The sequence below is a fragment of the Rhizobium sophoriradicis genome (genome assembly GCF_003939025.1).
Classification (GTDB): Bacteria; Pseudomonadota; Alphaproteobacteria; order Rhizobiales; family Rhizobiaceae; genus Rhizobium; species Rhizobium sophoriradicis.
This window is the reverse complement of the sequence record NZ_RQIH01000012.1, coordinates 121,754-139,484: the sequence shown is the minus strand read 5'-3', so window position 1 is coordinate 139,484 and position 17,731 is coordinate 121,754. Positions and strand designations below refer to the sequence as shown.

Here is a 17,731-nt window from a genome sequence, read left to right as displayed (position 1 = left end):
TTTCAATCAACCGCTGATTCAGGCGCGTTCGCGGCGCTGGCCGCCATTGCGGGAGCCAGAGCCGCCGCGGCGGTTGCCGCCAGCGCCCTCACGGCGCGGTTCGCCGCCCTGGGCTTGGTGCTGGCCGCGGTCTTCACCGTGCTTGCGGGCCGGGCGGCCGTGGGCGTGGCGGTTATTGCCGCGGTGATGACCGCTCGGCTCGCCATTGGCATGGGCGCCATGCGCGGGCCGCTGCGGCTTTGCCGAGGGACGGAAGTCGGAGGTCGAGACCAGGTCGTTGTCGGGGCCGAGGTCTGGGGCCGCTTCGCCGCGGCGCTGGCCGCGGAAATCCTCGTTGCGGCCGGTCCGCTCGGGACGCGGGCGGCGTTCCTGGCGGCTGCCGCGATGTTCCGAGCGGTTGGCGTCGCCACGGCCTTCGCCGCGACCCTCACCACGACCCTGGCCGCCACCGCGATTGCGGTTGTTGCCATTGCCGTTGCCGCGGCGGGGGCCGCTGTTGCCGATGTTGGCCGGCGGTTCGCCGCTTGCGACTGCGATGTCGATGCCCATCAGGCGCTCGATATCACGCAGCAGCTTGGCTTCGTCGGGGGCGCAGAAGGCAATGGCGATGCCGTCGCGGCCGGCGCGCGCCGTGCGGCCGATGCGGTGAACATAGGCGTCGGGAACTTCGGGCAGGTCGTAGTTGTAGACGTGGCTGACGGCCGGGATGTCGATGCCGCGGGCGGCAACGTCGGTGGCGATCAGTGTCTTGATGCTGCCGTCGCGGAAGGCCTTCAGCGCCCGCTCGCGCTGGCCCTGGCTCTTGTTGCCGTGGATCGAGGCGACGGAATAGCCGATATTGTCGAGATGCTTCATCAGCTTCTCGGCGCCGTGCTTGGTGCGCAGGAAGACGATGGCTCGGCCATCGGGGTTTTCGGTCAGCGACTTGCGCAGCAGTTCGGTCTTGTCGTTCTTGCCGGCGACGAAATGCACATACTGCTCGACCTTGTCGGCAGCCTTGCCCGGAGGCGTGACTTCGACCTTGATGGGATCGACGAGATATTCGCCGGCGAGATCGGCGATCGCCTTCGGCATGGTGGCCGAAAACAGCATCGTCTGCCGCTTCTTCGGGACCAGCTTGGCGATCTTGCGCAGATCGTGCACGAAGCCGAGATCGAGCATCTGGTCGGCTTCATCGAGAACTAGATAGCGCACCGTGGTCAGGGTGATTGCGCGGCGATTGACGAGATCGAGCAGGCGGCCCGGGGTGGCGACCAGGACATCGGTGCCCTTCTCCAGCTGCAGTTGCTGCTTGTTGATCGAGACCCCACCGACGACGACGTTGACGCGCAGGTGCGACTTGCGGATGAACTTCTTCAGATTGTCGGCGATCTGGTTCACCAGTTCGCGGGTCGGCGCCAGGATCAGCGTCCGCGTCGTGCGGTTGTCAGGGCGGCGCTCGTCGGCAAGCAGCTTTTCGATGAGCGGCAGGCCGAAGGCGGCGGTCTTGCCGGTGCCGGTCTGGGCAAGGCCAATCAGGTCTCGGCCCTGGAGGAGGAGGGGGATGGCCTGTTCCTGGATCGGCGTCGGCGTTTCGATGCCGAGCTGGAACAAGGTGGCGACGATCGGCTTGGAGACACCAAGCGATTCAAAATTAGTCAAGGCATAACCTTTCGGGGCGCCACAATGACTATGGCCGGAACGCACCATGCGATCCGGTTTCATTCTGGCGTCAAGAACCCCGCGTGAAGTGGGAACTTGTGAGTTGGAAAAAGCTTTCCAGCGCTTCTGGCCGCTCTTGGGAGTGCGGCGCTCTATCGAAATGCGCTTTTGTCCCTTCTTCCTGCGTTTCGTATTTTTGAGCAGGGGCACGCTCACGCGGCGGCCGGAAGGGTGAAAGCTGAGCCGCATTTGGGCTATCTCGCGTGGAAAGTCAAGTGCGGTGCACAAAAAGCCTTAGCCCGGGTTGGACGACGGCATTTTCAGGATGAAGCTTTCCGACGCGCTTTCCGCACCGTTGACAAGGATGGCGATGCGATGCTGCCCGGGATAATAGCGTCGCGTCGTGATCGGCCGCATAGCGTGGCAGCGCTCGATCGCCTGGCTCTGCCCGGGCGCAAGCATGATCGTCTTGCACTTGAATACTTTCGGCGACAGCGAGCCATCAGCCTTCACATGGTGAATGGCGTAGTCAATCATCACCGATTGCGCGGCCTTGCTGCCATTGGTCACTCGGATTGCGAAATCCAACCCTTCGCCGAACATCACCTCCCCTTTAACCAGGCGCAGTTCGCATTGGAGCGACGCGGCAGCGGCGAACCCGAAATTGGCGAGCGCCTGCGTATGGCCCTTCTTCAGGAGCGTGCGCGAAGCGTGCTTCAGCAGGCGGCGCCGCTCGGAAGAGGCACCCTTAATATGGCAGGCAATGAAGGCGGCGACCAGATCTTGATGATCCTTGGCGATATCGTTTAGGCTGTTGGCGACCGAGCGGCGGACATAATCCTCCGGATCATCCATCAGGGCGGTCAGGATCGGCAGGATCGGCGCCGGGTCCTTGATGAGCTCCGGCAGGCGCATGGCCCAGGGCAGGCGCGGCCGCGTTCCCTCACTCGCCAGCCGGCGCACATGTTGGTCGGGATCGCCGATCCAGCCGGAGATGATGGCAAGCGCCCGCTGCTGGTCGCGATGGATGAAGGGACGGATACCGTATTCGGCGGTGAAATGCGGTGTCAGCGCCTTGAGGAGATCGAGGCTGAGTTCGAAATGATCGGGGCCGCGGGCGGCAATGAACTGGTTGACCGGCAGCAGCATCCAGCCGGTCAGACCGGGCCTGCCTGACGCAGGCAGGCTTGCCTTCAGGATGGCGGCTGCTTCAGGAAAATCCTCGGGAAGCGTGGCGAAAAGCGCGTCGCGGATCAGCGCCGAGCGTTCCATCAGCTCCAGCGCCACGAGGCCGTCGGTCGCGAGCTTCACGAACCGGGCCTTCTCGAAGGAGGGCGCGTTGGCGGCGAGGCGATCGGCCATATCGCCAATCAACGCGTCATGCAGCAGGTTCTTGAGCGGTTCCGGCATTCTGATCCTCCCTCTGCGGGAGGTTTGGACCGACGCCGCCGGGAGGTCAAGCGGCGCCGGATGCGGGGGCTCTATTCAGGGCATACTTTGACGCGATAAGGCTCGCCCCAGCGATCGTGCCGCCATTCGATATGACAATAGTGCGGCCGGTAATAGGTCCGGTAGACGGGATAGGGCCGATAAACAGGGTAGGTCGGATAGACCGGATAGGCGGGGCGGGCGGCCTCCGACAGGAGAGCGCCGCCGACGACCCCGGCGGCGAGGCCGCCCCAGAAGGCATCGCGCGGGCGGGCATCGGCAGTGGTGGCGGTAGCGAGCGAGGCGCCGGCAAGGATCAGCGCGGTCAGGCCCGTCGCCATGGTCTTATGAAGAACGGACATGGTATTTTCCTCAATTTGGACTGGCTTCCATAAAGCCATTTCAAGACTCTGCCCGGATCGCGGCGGAGCGATGGCCGCGCAAGCGCTTCGAGGATTAAATTTTCGTCATGATTTCAATGGAGCGGACGTGGCAGGAAACGATCCGGGGGTTGCAGGATCGCAGCTTGCTGGTGGGGCCCTTTCAGCCGCCTGGAGCAGGGCTGCCCATATGAGCTGTCTCAAGATAGGTGAGCTGGTTCGCAAAATTGCGCTTTGCAAATTTATGGTTAAAACCTTGTTAAAAGCCTTGGCGTTATAGTCTTTGTCGTTGATATTTCATTTATTGCGGGAGCGACAATTTCTTGAAATCAGCCGGGGACATATTGGAGTTGGCTTGCCGCCGGATCGCTGATCTGGATACCCCGGCCTATGTCAAGAACAGCGAGTTGCGCTATGTCGCCGTCAACGAGGCTTATGCGAAATTCCTCGGCCGAGAGATTTCCGATTTCATCGGCAGGCGAAGCCGCGAACTCTTCGATCGCCCTGAAGAAGAGCACCGCGAGGACAAGGAACGCCGCGCACTTGTGTTCGGCACCGAGGAGAACGCCATTTGCTTCGACGCGGCGAACCTTACCCATGAGCGCATTCAGATCGAAAGCTTCTCGCCGTCGCCGGACCGGATCTATGTGCTCGGCATGTTCGAACCCGGTGAGCGCCGCGCCACTGGCAACAGGGCTAACGGCGGGAGCTCTCGGACTGTAAACGATTCCGGAGTCGACGCGGATTTCGCCCAGGTGCGCGAGGCGCTGGAAAAGCTCGATTACCCGATCGGCATCTTCGCCGCAGACGGCCGCCCGCTGGTTGTCAACGCCGCTCATCGCAAGGGCGCACCTCCTGCGCCCGCCGGCGATTCGGCCTGGGGTGACAGCGTCAGCGAACTCGACGCGCTGCGCACAGTGCTGGAAGATCTACCGGTTGCCGTTTTCGTACGCGACGACAAGCATCGCCTGATCTATGCCAACAAATATTACGAGACCTTCAGCGGCCGCGCCCGCTCCGAGTATCTGGGAATGACCGAACACGAGATGTTCGGGCCGGAAGGTGCTGAGCCGATCTACCAGGAAAACCTGCTGGCGCTCAGGAATGGCATTTCGGTGGAGCTCGAGAGCGAGATGCCGAGCAAGGGCGGCCACGTCTATCCCGTCATCTCGCGCGTCAACCGCGTCATCACCGCGGATGGACGAACCTATGTCGTCGGCTCCTTTTCCGACATCTCGCCGCTCAAGGAGCGCGAGAAGGCGCTGATCGCCTCGCGCAAGCAGGAAGAAGTGCTGCATCGGGATATCGAGAGCATCCTGCGTTCGCTGCCGATCGGCGTGCTGATCCTCGATAACGACCATCGGATTCTCTATGTCAACGACGAATTCTACAGCATCTGGGAGCTGCCGCGCGAGGATCGTTTCGACGGGCGCCCCTTCATCGATGTCATTCGCCGGAACTACGAACTCGGGCGCTACGACGGGACGCGAACACCGGAAGAGCTCTACGCCTTTCGCAAGCACTTGTTCGAAGCCGAGGAGCCGGAGCCGATCGAGGTCGGCTGGGCGGGCGGCAAATCCGTTATCTTCGACAGCCGGCGCATTTCCAACGACCGCATCCTGCTGACCTATGCCGATATTTCGGCGGTGCGCGAGCGGGAGAAGGAAATTCACGAGACCCGCGCCGCGCTCGAGCGGGTCGGCGAAATGATGCGCGATGCCACGCACGCCATGTCGCAAGGGCTTGCGATCGTCCAGGACGGCATCATCAGGATGTCCAACGAGGCGATGGCCGATATCCTGCAGATCCCAGCGCATTATATCGCGGCCGGCCAGGGCTGGCTCGGCATGTTCGAATTTTGCGCGGCGCGTGGCGATTTTCACGATGCGGCGGCCGAAATCCTGCAGGAGTGGCGCGCCAATATCGCGGCCAGGCAACCGATCTCCACCGTCTTCCATGTCGCCGGCGAGCGCTGGGTGAATATGGATGCGACGGTCAGCACCGGGCAGCATTGGGTGGCGCTGTTTACCGATGTCACCGAGCTCAAGAGCCGTGAGGAGGAATTGCGTGAGCTGCTGTCGCGCGCCGAAGCTGCCGACCGCGCTAAATCCGAATTCCTCGCCAATATGAGCCATGAGATCCGCACGCCGATGAACGGCGTGCTCGGCATGGCAGAGCTGCTGGCCAAGACCAATCTCGATACGCGCCAGAAAACCTTCATCGACATCATCGTCAAGTCGGGCAATGCGCTGCTGACGATCATCAACGACATTCTCGATTTCTCGAAGATCGATGCCGGACAGATGACGCTGCGCAAAGCGGCTTTCGATATTACTGAAGCGGTGGAGGACGTGGCGACGCTTCTCTCCTCGCATGCCGCCGAGAAGAACATCGAGCTGCTGGTGCGGGCCGCACCCGATCTGCCCGCTGCTGTAATCGGCGATGCCGGCCGCTTCCGCCAGATCGTCACCAATCTTGTCGGCAACGCCGTCAAGTTCACCGAGCGTGGCCATGTCTTCGTCGATGTCGGCTTCGAGACCGTCGTCGGCGGCGAGATCATGGCGAATATCCGGATCGAAGATACGGGTATCGGTATTCCTCAGGAAAAGCTGGAATCGGTGTTCGACAAGTTCTCGCAGGTCGACGCTTCCTCGACCCGGCGGCATGAGGGAACAGGCCTCGGACTTGCGATCACGGCCGGGCTCGTCGACCTCTTTGGCGGATATATCAAGGTCGAGAGCCAATGGGGCAAGGGCTCGGTCTTCACCGTCAAACTGCCCTTCGCGGTAGCGGCCGCCCACCTCGAGCCGAAGCCGCTGCCGATCAACGTGCAGGGCGCGCGCATCCTCGTCATCGACGACAATGAGGTCAACCGGCGCATCCTCACCGAGCAGCTTTCGCTCTGGGGCTTCGACGGCGTCGCTGCCGAAGGCGGCGAGACCGGCCTTGCGATCCTGGAGGCGGCGGCCGATCTCGGTGTTACCGTCGATGCCGTCATACTCGACTATCACATGCCCGACGTGAACGGCGCCAATGTCGCCCGCCGGCTCCGCGCCGATCCCCGCTTTGTCGAGCTGCCGATCATTTTCCTGACGTCGATGGATATCTCGGGCACGGAAAAGGAGTTCGCGGCGCTGAACGGCCAGGCGCATCTGATGAAGCCGGCGCGCGCCAACGTGCTGCGTAACACCGTCGTCGAGGTGGTTCGCGTCCGGCGCGTGAAGCAGGCTTCGCAGGCCGAAATCACCCGGTTGCAGGCCGAAACGGCCGTGCCGGCGCCGGTGCCTGCGGCTGCGTCGCAGAAGCGGGCGGCGGAATTCGTCGACGTGCTCGTCGCCGAAGACAACGAGGTCAACCAGATCGTCTTCACCCAGATCCTGCAGGGAACCGGGCTTTCCTTCCTTGTTGTCAATAACGGGCTGGAGGCAGTCGCGGCCTGGGAGAGCCACACGCCGCGCATCATCATGATGGATGTCTCGATGCCCGTCATGAACGGCCATGAGGCAACCCGGACGATCCGCGAAAGGGAAAAGGGGCAGGGCCAGCGTGTGCCGATCATCGGCGTCACCGCCCATGCGCTCGAAAGCGACCGGGAGGCTTGCCTCGACGCCGGGATGGACGACTACATGTCGAAGCCGATCAGCCCCGAACTGCTGGAAGAAAAGATCCGGCAGTGGCTCGGCAAGGACGACCAGCAGCCGGGACGTACGAGCTACTGATCTTTCGCAATTCACGGACAGGTGGCATCGGTCACATCCTCCGCACAGTTTCCATTCCGAGAAGTTCAAGACACTTCCCGATCACTTGCGCTACCAACTTGCAGGTGGCGAGACGTGCAGGCGGATCTTCTCCGGTCAGCACCTCGCAGTCCGTGTAGAAGCGGCTGAAGGTGTCGGCCACTTGGTATGCCCGCTCGGCGATCTCGAACGGCTCAAGCCGCCGGGCAGCCTCGGATAAGGAATGGGGATACCAGAGGCATTCGACCAGCACCGCCCGATCCGACGGATGACTGACCGAGATGGTGACGCCTGGAACGATGCCTGCTAAGGCCGCCTTGTTGAGGATCGAACAGATCCGCGCGTATGCGTACTGCAGGTAAGGCCCCGTCCTCCCCTCGAACGAGGTCATCCTGTCGATATCGAAGACGTATCCGGTCTTTCTCGGGATGGAGAGGTCGGTGAATTTCAGCGCGCCGAGGCCGACTGCAGTTGCTGAATCCTTGTCCTTTACTTTCTCGGCGGCCTTCGCAAGCGCCAGCTCGATCATCTCGCCGAGCGCCGCCGCGGAACCGTCCCGGGTTTTGAACGGCTTTCCATTCCATCCCCGGACGGTACCGAAGGTTACATGTCTCAGCTCAATCCCGTTGGCATATCCTGCCACCCGTGCAGCCGAGAAAACGCTTCCGACGTGAAGCGCTTGGCGGTCGTCGGTGCAGTAGATGATCTGTTGCGCGCCGATGTCCCGCACCCGCCGCCGCAGCGTCGCCAGATCCGTGGTGCCATATAGCGCGGCACCATCGCTCTTCCGGAGTAGAAGTGGCGGGGCGTTGTCAGGCAATTCTTCGCCGGAGACCTCGATGACCAGCGCTCCATCGCTCTCCCGGGCGAGCCCACGTGACACGAGGTCATCGAGCATGGGAGCGATCTCGGAGTGGGCGTCGCTTTCGCCCAGAAGCAGGTCGAAATGCGCGCCGAGCTGTTCGGCCGTGGCTGACACCGCTTCGAGAGAAATCTCCCGCATGCGCTTCCACGCAGCCGTGAGGATGGGATGGCCGTCCTGGAGCATGTTCGTGAGCAATCGGGCGACGGCAAGCGCGGTTTCGTCCTCGCTAGCCGCATTGCCGGACTTGTAGAGTATTCCGAGCTCCTCGACGGACATTTCGTCGAAGGAGAAGTCTTTGATGAAAGGCACGGGATCTCCGTGCTGCCAGCCGGAAGCGATGGCAGCGCCGTACAGGAGCTTGCCCATCTGGAGACCCCAGTCGCCGAGGTGAATGTCCGAGATCACGTCATGTCCAATCTCGGACAAGATGCGGCGAAGGCTTTCACCGATAACGAATGACCGGAGGTGGCCGACATGCAGCGCCTTTGCGACATTGGGGCCGCCGAAGTCGATGACGGTACGGATTGGCCGCTGTTTCTCCGCGCCAAGCGCGGGATCTCCCAGCATCGCTGATGCCTCCGCGGCAATGGTCTCGTTCGATAACCGGAAATTCACGAAACCCGGACCTGCGACGGAAACCTCGTCGAAGACGTCATTGCGCGCTGCTGCAGCGACGGAGGCGGCTAGGTCGTGCGTGTTCTTACCAGTCGCCTTGGCGAGCCGCATCATCTCATTGCACTGGAGGTCGCCGAATTCAGGCTTTGTTGACCGGATGACGGATGGGACAGCTCCGAGGCCGTTCAGTTTATATGCGGAGGCGAGTGCGGCAAGCGCTGCCGATTTTATGGACATGGGTCGTTCCCTTTGACTGCACGGCTGAAGGTTCGCTGAAGCTTGAGAGCTTTTCAGCGTCGTCGCACGGTCTTTGGAACGATATTCTCCATGTCGGGCCCTTCGAATTCGATTTGCCGATAGACCGTCTTAACGCCAATTGCAATCTTTGCGATAGGATGAATATGGGAAATCGCCATTACAAAACGTTGATTTTAGGCGCTCGGCTTCTAGGCGCAGGCCGCCTTCACGCCGCATAGCATTTCACGTTTGCCGGCGAAGCCGTGGCGGCGCTCGACGGCAAAACCTGCAGTGACGAGATTGCGGCGTACGAAGCCGGCCGCGGCGTAAGTGGCGAAAGTGCCGCCGGGCGTGGTCTTTTGATGGACGCGCCGCATCAGTTCCTCCGACCACATGTCGCCATTGCGCGACGGGGCGAAGCCGTCGAGATACCAGGCGTCGAAGCCCGGCTTCGCCGTCATGACGCCGTCGAGGGCCGGGCCGCAGACGACGCTGAGCCGCGTCTGGTTGTCGAGGTCGAGCGAGACGGTCCCATTAGGCGCTTGTGGCCAGGCCGCGGTCAGCGCTTCGCGCTCGGCATCGATCTCCGGCCAGTGCGAGAGCGCCCGGCCGATCTCTTCGCCGTGCATCGGATGGAGTTCGAAGGAGATGAAATGCAGATGCTGGCCGGCGGCGCGATGCTGCTTCCATTGCCGCCAGGTCTCGGCGAAGTTCAGGCCGGTGCCGAAGCCGAGTTCGCCGATCACGAATGTCTGCCGACCGCTCCAGCGCTCCGGCAGGCCGTTGCCGGTGAGGAAGACGTGGCCGCATTCCAGCCGTCCATCCGTCTGGCAATAAAAATGATCGCCAAAGGCGGTGGAATAGGGCATATCGCCGTCGCGCCATTCGAGCGGCTGCGGCGCGCCAGCGCCAATCTGATCTGGGTTCACGTCTGTCATGGAAAAAGCCGATAGTCCTGTGCCGGCGTCCGGTCAATCTTCTTGCGACCTGCTGATCGTCGGCGGCGGCATCATGGGCCTCTGGGCGGCCGTCCATGCCGAGCGGCGCGGGATCAGCACCCTTCTTGCCGACGCCGGCAGGCTGGGCAGAGGTGCGAGCGGCGGCCTGCTCGGGGCGCTGATGCCGCATATGCCGGACCGCTGGTCGCAGAAGAAGCAGTTCCAGTTCGATGCGCTGGTCTCGCTCGAAGCCGAAATCGCGGCGCTCGAAGCGGCAACAGGGCTTTCCGCCGGCTACAACAGGTCCGGACGACTGATCCCGCTGCCGAAACCGCATCTCAACCGTATAGCCCGCGGCCATTCCGAGGACGCCGAGCGCCACTGGCGGGCAGGCGAGCGCCGGTTCCACTGGCATGTGCTCGACAGGCCCGATGTAGACGGCTGGGTCGAGGCCTCTGCCGGCGAGAGCGGCTTTGTGCACGACACGCTTGCCGGCCGCGTCGCTCCCCGCTCGCTGATCTCAGTGCTCGTCGCCTTCCTGCAGCAAGCAAAACATGTGCGCATCATGGAAAACGCCGATGTTGCCGATCTCGATCCGGACCGAGGCACGGCCGCGATAGGCAGCAAAACCGTCACCTTCGGCCGCTGCATCCTGGCCGCCGGCCATCGGTCTTTTCCCCTGCTGCAGGATCTGACGCCGGGGCTGAAACAGCCTCTCGGCCAGCCGGTCAAGGGGCAAGCGGCGCTATTGAAGGCGGAGATCGATCCGGCGCTGCCGACGATCTTCCTCGACGGTCTCTACGTCGTCGCGCATGAGGGCGGGCATGCGGCGATCGGCAGTACCAGCGAGAACCGCTTCGACGATCCCGTTTCCACCGATGCCCAGCTCGACGCGCTGATCGAGGCGGCGCGCGCCATCGTTCCGATCCTTCGCGACGCGCCGATCGTCGAACGCTGGGCGGGGCTTCGCCCGAAAGCCATCGACCGCGATCCGATGATCGGCCGCCATCCCGACCACCCGCGGCTCATCGCATTGACCGGCGGTTTCAAGGTCAGCTTCGGTCTTGCCCACCGGCTGGCGGAGGCGGCAGTTTGTATCGCAGACGATACAGATTGCGGTTTTTTGCTGCCGGAAAGCTTTGCGATTTCAAGTCATATCGCTGTGGCTTCACGTTAGACGCGAATTGGATACAGCTGCGTTTCGTTATTCTGTCATGCAAATCACCTATCTGCTTGCGCATCGGCAGCGCCCAATTTCATCGGCGCTCACTTCTTGATGGAGGAAATTGCATGCGCTATGCCATTTGCTTCACGCCTCCGGCGAGCGACCCGCTGTCGCTTGTGGCCGCCAATTGGCTCGGTCGAAACGTATTTTCCGGCGATATGCTGGAGCCTCCGGCCGTCCGCGGCCTCGGCATTCACGAGATCGCCTTTCATACCGCGGTGCCGCGGCGTTATGGTTTCCACGGCGTTCTGAAAGCGCCGTTCCATCTGTCCGGCGATATGTCCGAATCGCAACTCCTGCGCGATCTCATGCGTTTTGCCGGGACATTCGCTCCCTTCCAGATTTCACGTCTCGAAATTGCCCGGCTCGGCAGTTTCTACAGCCTGATGCCGAGCGCTCCTTGTGAGCAGATCCAGTATCTGGCTTCGGCGATCGTCCAGGAGTTCGATCGCTACCGGGCGCCGCTGAGCGAGGCCGACATCGAGCGCAGCGATCCGGATGGATTATCGGCGGCGCAATTCGCCAATCTGCATCGTTGGGGCAACCCTTATGTCATGGACGAGTTCCGCTTCCATATGCCGGTGACAGGCTCGATCAACGCGATCGACATGCCCCGCATCGAAGCGGCGCTGCGAACGATCTTCGAGCCCGTCCTGAAGGAGCCGGTGATGGTCTCGAACGTGGCATTGATGATCGAAGAGGGCACTGGCGGTCCCTTCCGCGTCCACTCGCTGCACCCCATGGGCAAGGTTAGCGCGCGCAGGATCGCTTGACGATGCGTCGAGCTAAGTGATTGTGACGAAAAGATAAATTCTGCCGCGCAGTTTCCGTCTCGACATTCCGGCTGCGGATGATACCGTTCCCCGTCCTTTCAGAAGGTGATTTGATGGTATCCGAGACTTATCCGCGCAATCTCGTCGGTTATGGGCGCCAGACGCCCGACCCGAAGTGGCCTGAAGAGGCATGCGTCGCCGTGCAGTTCGTCATCAATTACGAGGAGGGCGGCGAGAGCTCTATCCTCGACGGCGATCCCGCGTCCGAAAACCTGCTGTCGGAGATCGTCGGCGCCGCTGCCTGGCCGGGACAGCGCAATCTCAATATGGAATCGATCTACGAATATGGTTCGCGCGCCGGCTTCTGGCGGCTCTGGCGGATGTTCACCGATCTCAAGGTGCAGGCGACCGTCTACGGCGTGACGCTGGCCATGGCCCGCAACCCGGAAGCCGTCGCGGCGATGAAGGAGGCGGGCTGGGAGATCGCCAGCCATGGCTACCGCTGGCTGGAATACAAGGATTTCCCCGAGGATCTCGAGCGCAAGCATATTCTCGAAGCCGTGCGCCTGCACACCGAACTGACCGGCGAGCGGCCTTACGGCATGTATCAGGGCAAGCCCTCCGACAATACGCTTCGACTGGTGCAGGAGGAGGGCGGTTTCCTCTATTCCTCCGATTCTTATGCCGACGACCTGCCTTACTGGGTCAAGGGCATCGACGGCAAACCATTCCTGATCGTTCCCTATACGCTCGAAACCAACGACATGCGTTTTGCCACGCCGCAGGGTTTCAACGCCGGCGATCAGTTCTTCACCTATCTGAAGGATGCCTTCGACACGCTTTACGAGGAAGGCAAGGCGGGCAGCCCGAAGATGATGTCGGTCGGCCTGCATTGCCGCCTTGTCGGACGGCCCGGCCGGGCGGCGGCGCTGAAGCGCTTCATCGAATATGTGCTGAAGCACGACAAGGTCTGGATTCCGCGCCGCATCGAGATTGCCGAACATTGGCACAAGCACCATCAGCCGGACGCGCTCTGATGCTGTCGCGCGAGGATTTCGTTTCCCGCTTCGGCGGCGTCTTCGAGCATTCGTCTTTCATCGCTGAGCGTGCCTATGACAAGTGCAGCGTAATAGAGCCGCTGACGGCATCAGGCGTGCATGCGGCGCTTGCCGCCGTCTTCCGCGCGGCAAGCAGAGAAGAGCGTCTCGGCGTGCTCCGAGCCCATCCGGATCTCGCCGGGCGCCTGGCGATCGCAGGCGAACTCACCGAGGACAGCCGCAAGGAGCAGTCGGGAGCCGGTCTCGACCGGCTGAGCCCGGCCGAGCATGCCCGCTTCAGCGAACTCAATGCGGCCTATGTCGAAAAATTCGGCTTTCCCTTCATCATCGCCGTTAAAGGGCTCGGCAAGGACGACGTCCTTTCGGCCTTCGAGACCCGGATCGGCAATGGCCCGGATGAAGAATTCGCGACCGCAACGGCGCAGGTCGAACGGATCGCACTGCTGCGCCTGACATCGATGTTGCCGGAGGGTGAATGAGCGAGCCGCGTGCTATCGACTATCTCAATGAAATGCAGAAGGCGGCCGCCGAAGCATTGTATTTTGTCGGCGGAATGGATGAGGCGGCCTTCGCCGAGGACAATCTCACTTTCAAGGCCGTTGCCTTCTGCCACTTCACCATCGGCGCGGCTGCATCCCGCCTGCTCGTAGCCCATCCGGAATTTGCCACCGAGCATCCCACTTTGCCGTGGACGAAAATCTGCGGTACCGGCAACCGTATCCTCGAAGACGTCTTCGCCCTTGATCCCTCCGACATCTGGGAGGCAACCTATCGCACGCTGCCGGAACTTCTTGTCGAGATCGATGCCATTCGTCACTGGCATGCCGAAGGCGAGTGAAGCCGTTGCCCGAATTTCTCGACATCCGTCCATTGACCAGATCGACCTTCGCCCCGTTCGGCGAGGTGATCGAAGCCGATCCAGCCTCGATGCGGCTCATCAATGGCGGCACGACCGAGCGTTTTCATGCGCTGGCCGCAGCCGAGGCGGCGGGCGAGGGCGCGCGCGTCATCATAAATCTGTTTCGCGGCCAGCCGCGCAGCTTTCCCTATGATGTCGATATGATGGAGCGTCATCCTTTCGGCAGCCAGAGCTTCTCGCCGCTTTCCGGCCGGCCCTTCCTCGTCGTCGTTTCAGAGGATGAAGGCGGGCGCCCCGGCCGGCCGCAGGTGTTTCTCGCGCGCGGGGACCAGGGGGTGAATTACCGCCGCAACGTCTGGCATCATCCGCTGATGGCGCTTGGCCAGACCTCAGATTTCCTGGTCGTCGATCGCGACGGGCCAGGCAACAATCTGGAGGAATTCTTCTTCGAAATCCCCTTCGTCATCAAAGAGCCAGCCTCATGACCGGACTGACCACGCATGTTCTCGACACCGCCCTCGGCAAGCCGGCAGCAGGCCTCAGGATCGACCTTTTCCAGCTCGAGGGCGAGATCCGCAGGCATTTGAAGACGGTCAAGACCAATGCCGACGGCCGGATCGATGGCGGCGCGATTCTATCAGGCGAACATTTCCACGTGGGAACCTACGAACTGGTCTTTCACGCCGGCGATTATCTCAGAGCCTGCGGCACGCCCCTGCCGCATCCGGCTTTCCTCGATCTGGTGCCGATCCGTTTCGGCATTGCCGACGTCACGGCGCATTATCATGTGCCGCTGCTGATCTCACCCTATGGTTACTCCACCTATCGAGGTAGCTAGATGAGATTTGCCGCGATCGCCGATATCCACGGCAACCATCTGGCGCTCGAGGCGGTGCTTGCGGATATTCGCGCCGAAGGCGTCGAGGAGATCGTCAATCTCGGCGATGTCTTCAGCGGTCCGCTGGAGGCCGGCCGGACGGCGGATCTGCTGATGCCGCTCGGCCTGACGTCGGTGCGCGGCAATCACGACCGCTATCTCATTGAGCAGGATCCGGCTTCCATGCATGCCTCGGATGCCGCCGCCTATCGGCAATTGTCGCCATCCCAGCTCGACTGGCTGCGCAGCCTGCCATTCGATGCCGTCTATCGCGGCGAGGCCTATCTCTGCCATGCAACGCCGAAAGACGACAACTTCTACTGGCTGGAGTCAGTCTCGCCGGACGGTATCGTTTTCCCGAAGCCGATCGAAGCGATCGAGGCGTTGGCTGAGGGCATAGACCTGCCTCTGATCCTTTGCGGGCACACGCACATTCCTCGCGCCGTCCGTCTCTCCGACGGCCGGCTGATCGTCAACCCCGGTAGCGTCGGCTGCCCTGCCTATGACGACGATCAGCCCTGCTACCACAGGGTCGAAGCCGGCCATCCTCTGGCCGGCTATGCCATCCTGGAAAAGACGTCTGCGGGATGGACGTGGCAGTTCCGCAACGTCGCCTATGACAATCTTGCGATATCGAGGCTGGCGGCTCAAAACCGCCGGCCAGACTGGGCGAGTGCGCTGGCGACCGGCTGGCTGCGGTAGCCGGCCGCCTTCGCGCGCGATAGCGGATTACTCCTTCGGAGGTGCAGCGGCGATAGCCGCCTGCGCGGGGGCGGCGGGTGCGGCCGGAACGACGTGTGGGGCCGCGGGCTTGGCGCCATCAAGATTGCCAAGCAGGGATGAGATCGCGTTATCGCCTTCGAAGCCCGCCTCCTTCAACAGCTTGTCGAGGATCGGCTTGTTGGCCTGGTAGGCGAGCAACTGACCCGCCAGGCCGTCGCCCATGCCGATACCGCTGTCGCCGTTCGCGCCACTGCGGCCGAGCATGCCGCCGGTGTCGAAAATCCTGATGTCGGAGATCTTCTCGATCGGCTTGACCGCCTCGGCCAGCGCTTCGGGAATGATGCGGATGCGCTCGCGGGTGATTTCGAACTCGATGATGGTCTGGCTGAGCTTGTTGCGGGCCTCGTTGAGCAAGGCCTCGCTTTCGGCTTGAGCCCGGCCGGTTTCGAGAATGCCCTTGGCCTTGATGATGGCCGCGTCCGCTTCTGCGGTCGCGAGCGTCTTGATGGCTTCCGCCTGGTCGATCGCAGCCTGCTTCTCGGCCTCGGCGCCGACGGTGACGGCGGTCGCTTCGGTTTCGGCCTTCTTGCGTGCGTCGATCACGGCAATCTGCTTTTCGCGCTCGGCGATCTCGATCGCCTTGGCCGTGCCGACCTTTTCCTCTGCAGCGATCGCGGTGGCGCGGGCCGTTTCGGCAGCCGCTTTCGCCTCGGACTCTTCCCGGCTCTTGTTGGCAACGGCGATGGCGCTTTCCTGGGCGACGATCTGAAGGTCGCGCTTGGCTTCGGTATCGCGCTGCTGGACGGCGCGGGCCGCATCGATGTTCGCGCTTTCGCGCGCCTGCTTGGCGGCTGCCTCGCGTTCGGCGATCGCCTGTTCAGAGGCGATACGGGCTTCCTCTTCGGCGCGTTTTGCCGCCTGCTCCTGCTGGGCGGTTTCGGCGCGCGTCGCGGCGGATTTGTTGGCGATGTCGCGTTCCTGGCTGAGTTCGGCCTCGCGTTTCGTCCGTTCGATGGCGAGCGACTGTTGGCGAGCCTCGAGGTCCTTCTGGGCAATGGCGACTTCGGTGTCGCGGACGATCTCGTTGCGCTCCTTCTTGCGGCTCTCGGTGATGCGCGTCAGTGCCGCCAGACCCTGCGCGTCGAAGAAGTTGTTGGCGTTGAAATGCTTGATATCGGTCTGGTCGAGGCGGGTCAGCGACACGGATTCGAGCTCGAGACCGTTCGACTGGAGATCGGCGCCGACGGCTTCCTGCACCGCCTTGACGAAATCCATGCGCTGCTCCTGCAACGCGTCGAGGTTCATCGTCGCCGCCACCGAGCGCAGGCCGTCGACGAATTTAGCTTCGATCAGGATGCGCAGCGCCTCGGCATCGTTGGTGCGGCTGCCGAGCGTCTGCGCGGCAAGCGCGATCGAGGAGCCGTCGGGTTTCACGCGCACATAGAATTCAGCGCCGATATCGACGCGCATGCGGTCCTTGGTGATCAGCGCATCACCTTCGCCGCGGCGGACTTCGAGGCGCAGCGTCTTCAGGTTCACCCTGGCGATCGAGTGGAAGATCGGCAGGACGACGGAGCCGCCGTCGAGCACGACTTTCTGACCGCCGAGACCGGTGCGGACATAGGCCTCGTCACGGCTGGAGCGTGTGTAGAGAGAGGCGAGGACAAAGCCGATGCCGAAGATCAGAACGATGCTAATGCCGGCCGGTAGAAGAATGTCGTACATCATGGCTGCTCCCTGAAAGATTGATTGTCCGCTCCGGCCGGATCGGCGAGTGCGGGAATGGCGATAAACACATCAGCCTTGCGATCGACGAGAAGAACCTGCGTGCCGATCTTCAACGGGTCCTGGCCCTTGGCAGCCTTGGCTCTCAGAACATGCCAGTTCCCGTGTTGGTCCTTGATCCGGATGCGACCGGGCAGTCCCTGATCGAGCGGGCCGAGGGACACTTCTCCGGTGCGGCCGATGAGCGTATCGAGATCGACGGCATAAGTCTCGTCGTGCGGGACGATCCGCGCCACCGTCCGGCTCGATGCCCTGACCATGGGGAAGGTGACCGTCAAGGCGGGAACGACGGCGACAGCGGCGGGCAGCGGAGCCCAGAAAGCGCCGGCGACCGCCTGTACGGCAAAGCCGGCAATGGCGAAGAAGCCGAGCGCCATCATCAGGAGAATAAGCAGGGGAACGCCGCCGACATTAAGCCAGGAGAGGTAGCCGGCAATGCCGTCATGGCCGTGGAGATCCGGTTTTCCGAGAAGCTCCGTGATCGAAAAACCCATGACGGTCGCGAGCATCTCGATCACGGTCAGGCCGGCAAGCACGGCGGCGGCGATCGCAAAAGGAAGGCATTCAGGAGCGAGAAAAAGTCCCATCTG

General features: G+C 62.4%; 17 protein-coding genes. 10 read left to right on the top strand and 7 right to left on the bottom strand.

What is annotated here, in order from left to right:
- Positions 1–18: 18 nt before the first annotated feature.
- The 3 genes from EFR00_RS20950 to EFR00_RS20940 all read right to left on the bottom strand — a co-directional run bounded on the left by EFR00_RS20950 (position 19) and on the right by EFR00_RS20940 (position 3,431).
- The gene (locus tag EFR00_RS20950) at positions 19–1,689 is read right to left on the bottom strand and encodes a DEAD/DEAH box helicase (RefSeq protein WP_077989950.1); all 1,671 of its coding nucleotides are present in this window, start codon (positions 1,687–1,689) and stop codon (positions 19–21) included.
- Positions 1,690–1,935: 246 nt separating this feature from the next.
- Positions 1,936–3,051, bottom strand: coding sequence for a DNA alkylation repair protein (locus tag EFR00_RS20945; RefSeq protein ID WP_077989951.1), 1,116 nt, complete (start codon positions 3,049–3,051; stop codon positions 1,936–1,938).
- A 71-nt stretch (positions 3,052–3,122) separates the two neighbouring features.
- Positions 3,123–3,431: a hypothetical protein gene (locus EFR00_RS20940; protein ID WP_009991478.1), complete on the bottom strand. Its 309-nt coding sequence runs from the start codon at positions 3,429–3,431 to the stop codon at positions 3,123–3,125.
- Between EFR00_RS20940 and EFR00_RS20935 the strand changes: the two genes are divergently transcribed.
- Together EFR00_RS20935 and EFR00_RS20930 are read left to right on the top strand one after the other, a co-directional pair.
- Positions 3,430–3,729, top strand: a complete 300-nt coding sequence (locus tag EFR00_RS20935) for a hypothetical protein (RefSeq protein ID WP_125461987.1) — start codon at positions 3,430–3,432, stop codon at positions 3,727–3,729. The two genes, EFR00_RS20940 and EFR00_RS20935, sit on opposite strands and share 2 nt — an antisense overlap.
- A 43-nt stretch (positions 3,730–3,772) precedes the next feature.
- On the top strand, positions 3,773–7,168 hold the full coding sequence (locus EFR00_RS20930) for a response regulator (protein WP_077989952.1): 3,396 nt from the start codon (positions 3,773–3,775) through the stop codon (positions 7,166–7,168).
- Positions 7,169–7,199: 31 nt separating this feature from the next.
- On the opposite strand, the gene argS is transcribed toward EFR00_RS20930, so the two are convergent.
- Positions 7,200–8,903 (bottom strand): arginine--tRNA ligase, encoded by a 1,704-nt coding sequence (argS, locus tag EFR00_RS20925; RefSeq protein ID WP_077989953.1) that lies wholly within the window; start codon positions 8,901–8,903, stop codon positions 7,200–7,202.
- A 209-nt stretch (positions 8,904–9,112) separates the two neighbouring features.
- A complete protein-coding gene (gene mnmC2 / locus EFR00_RS20920; protein ID WP_077989954.1) occupies positions 9,113–9,841 on the bottom strand; it encodes a tRNA (5-methylaminomethyl-2-thiouridine)(34)-methyltransferase MnmC2 in 729 nt (242 codons plus the stop codon).
- Between mnmC2 and EFR00_RS20915 the strand changes: the two genes are divergently transcribed.
- The 8 genes from EFR00_RS20915 to EFR00_RS20880 all read left to right on the top strand — a co-directional run bounded on the left by EFR00_RS20915 (position 9,840) and on the right by EFR00_RS20880 (position 15,335).
- Positions 9,840–11,018, top strand: a complete 1,179-nt coding sequence (locus tag EFR00_RS20915; RefSeq protein WP_077989955.1) for an NAD(P)/FAD-dependent oxidoreductase — start codon at positions 9,840–9,842, stop codon at positions 11,016–11,018. The two genes, mnmC2 and EFR00_RS20915, sit on opposite strands and share 2 nt — an antisense overlap.
- A gap of 113 nt (positions 11,019–11,131) precedes the next feature.
- Positions 11,132–11,839 (top strand): DUF1045 domain-containing protein, encoded by a 708-nt coding sequence (locus EFR00_RS20910; protein ID WP_009989298.1) that lies wholly within the window; start codon positions 11,132–11,134, stop codon positions 11,837–11,839.
- 113 nt (positions 11,840–11,952) lie between these two features.
- On the top strand, positions 11,953–12,876 hold the full coding sequence (gene puuE / locus EFR00_RS20905) for an allantoinase PuuE (RefSeq protein ID WP_077989956.1): 924 nt from the start codon (positions 11,953–11,955) through the stop codon (positions 12,874–12,876).
- Positions 12,876–13,376: a 2-oxo-4-hydroxy-4-carboxy-5-ureidoimidazoline decarboxylase gene (uraD, locus tag EFR00_RS20900; protein WP_009988786.1), complete on the top strand. Its 501-nt coding sequence runs from the start codon at positions 12,876–12,878 to the stop codon at positions 13,374–13,376. The genes puuE and uraD overlap by 1 nt, the downstream gene beginning before the upstream one ends.
- Positions 13,373–13,735 carry a HepT-like ribonuclease domain-containing protein gene (locus EFR00_RS20895; protein WP_009988784.1) on the top strand — a complete coding sequence of 121 codons (363 nt, stop codon included), beginning with the start codon at positions 13,373–13,375 and terminating at the stop codon, positions 13,733–13,735. Before uraD ends, EFR00_RS20895 begins: the two co-directional genes overlap by 4 nt.
- Positions 13,736–13,740: 5 nt before the next feature.
- Positions 13,741–14,241 carry an ureidoglycolate lyase gene (locus EFR00_RS20890; RefSeq protein WP_077990042.1) on the top strand — a complete coding sequence of 167 codons (501 nt, stop codon included), beginning with the start codon at positions 13,741–13,743 and terminating at the stop codon, positions 14,239–14,241.
- Entirely contained in the window at positions 14,238–14,594 is a 357-nt protein-coding gene (gene uraH / locus EFR00_RS20885) for a hydroxyisourate hydrolase (RefSeq protein WP_077989957.1), read from the top strand. Before EFR00_RS20890 ends, uraH begins: the two co-directional genes overlap by 4 nt.
- Positions 14,595–15,335: a metallophosphoesterase family protein gene (locus EFR00_RS20880; protein WP_077989958.1), complete on the top strand. Its 741-nt coding sequence runs from the start codon at positions 14,595–14,597 to the stop codon at positions 15,333–15,335. It begins immediately after the preceding gene.
- A 27-nt stretch (positions 15,336–15,362) separates the two neighbouring features.
- Here EFR00_RS20880 and EFR00_RS20875 read toward each other — a convergent pair whose 3' ends face one another.
- A complete protein-coding gene (locus EFR00_RS20875; protein ID WP_077989959.1) occupies positions 15,363–17,084 on the bottom strand; it encodes a flotillin family protein in 1,722 nt (573 codons plus the stop codon).
- A complete protein-coding gene (locus EFR00_RS20870) occupies positions 17,081–17,728 on the bottom strand; it encodes an OB-fold-containig protein (protein WP_077989960.1) in 648 nt (215 codons plus the stop codon). The genes EFR00_RS20875 and EFR00_RS20870 overlap by 4 nt, the downstream gene beginning before the upstream one ends.
- Positions 17,729–17,731 lie beyond the last annotated feature (3 nt).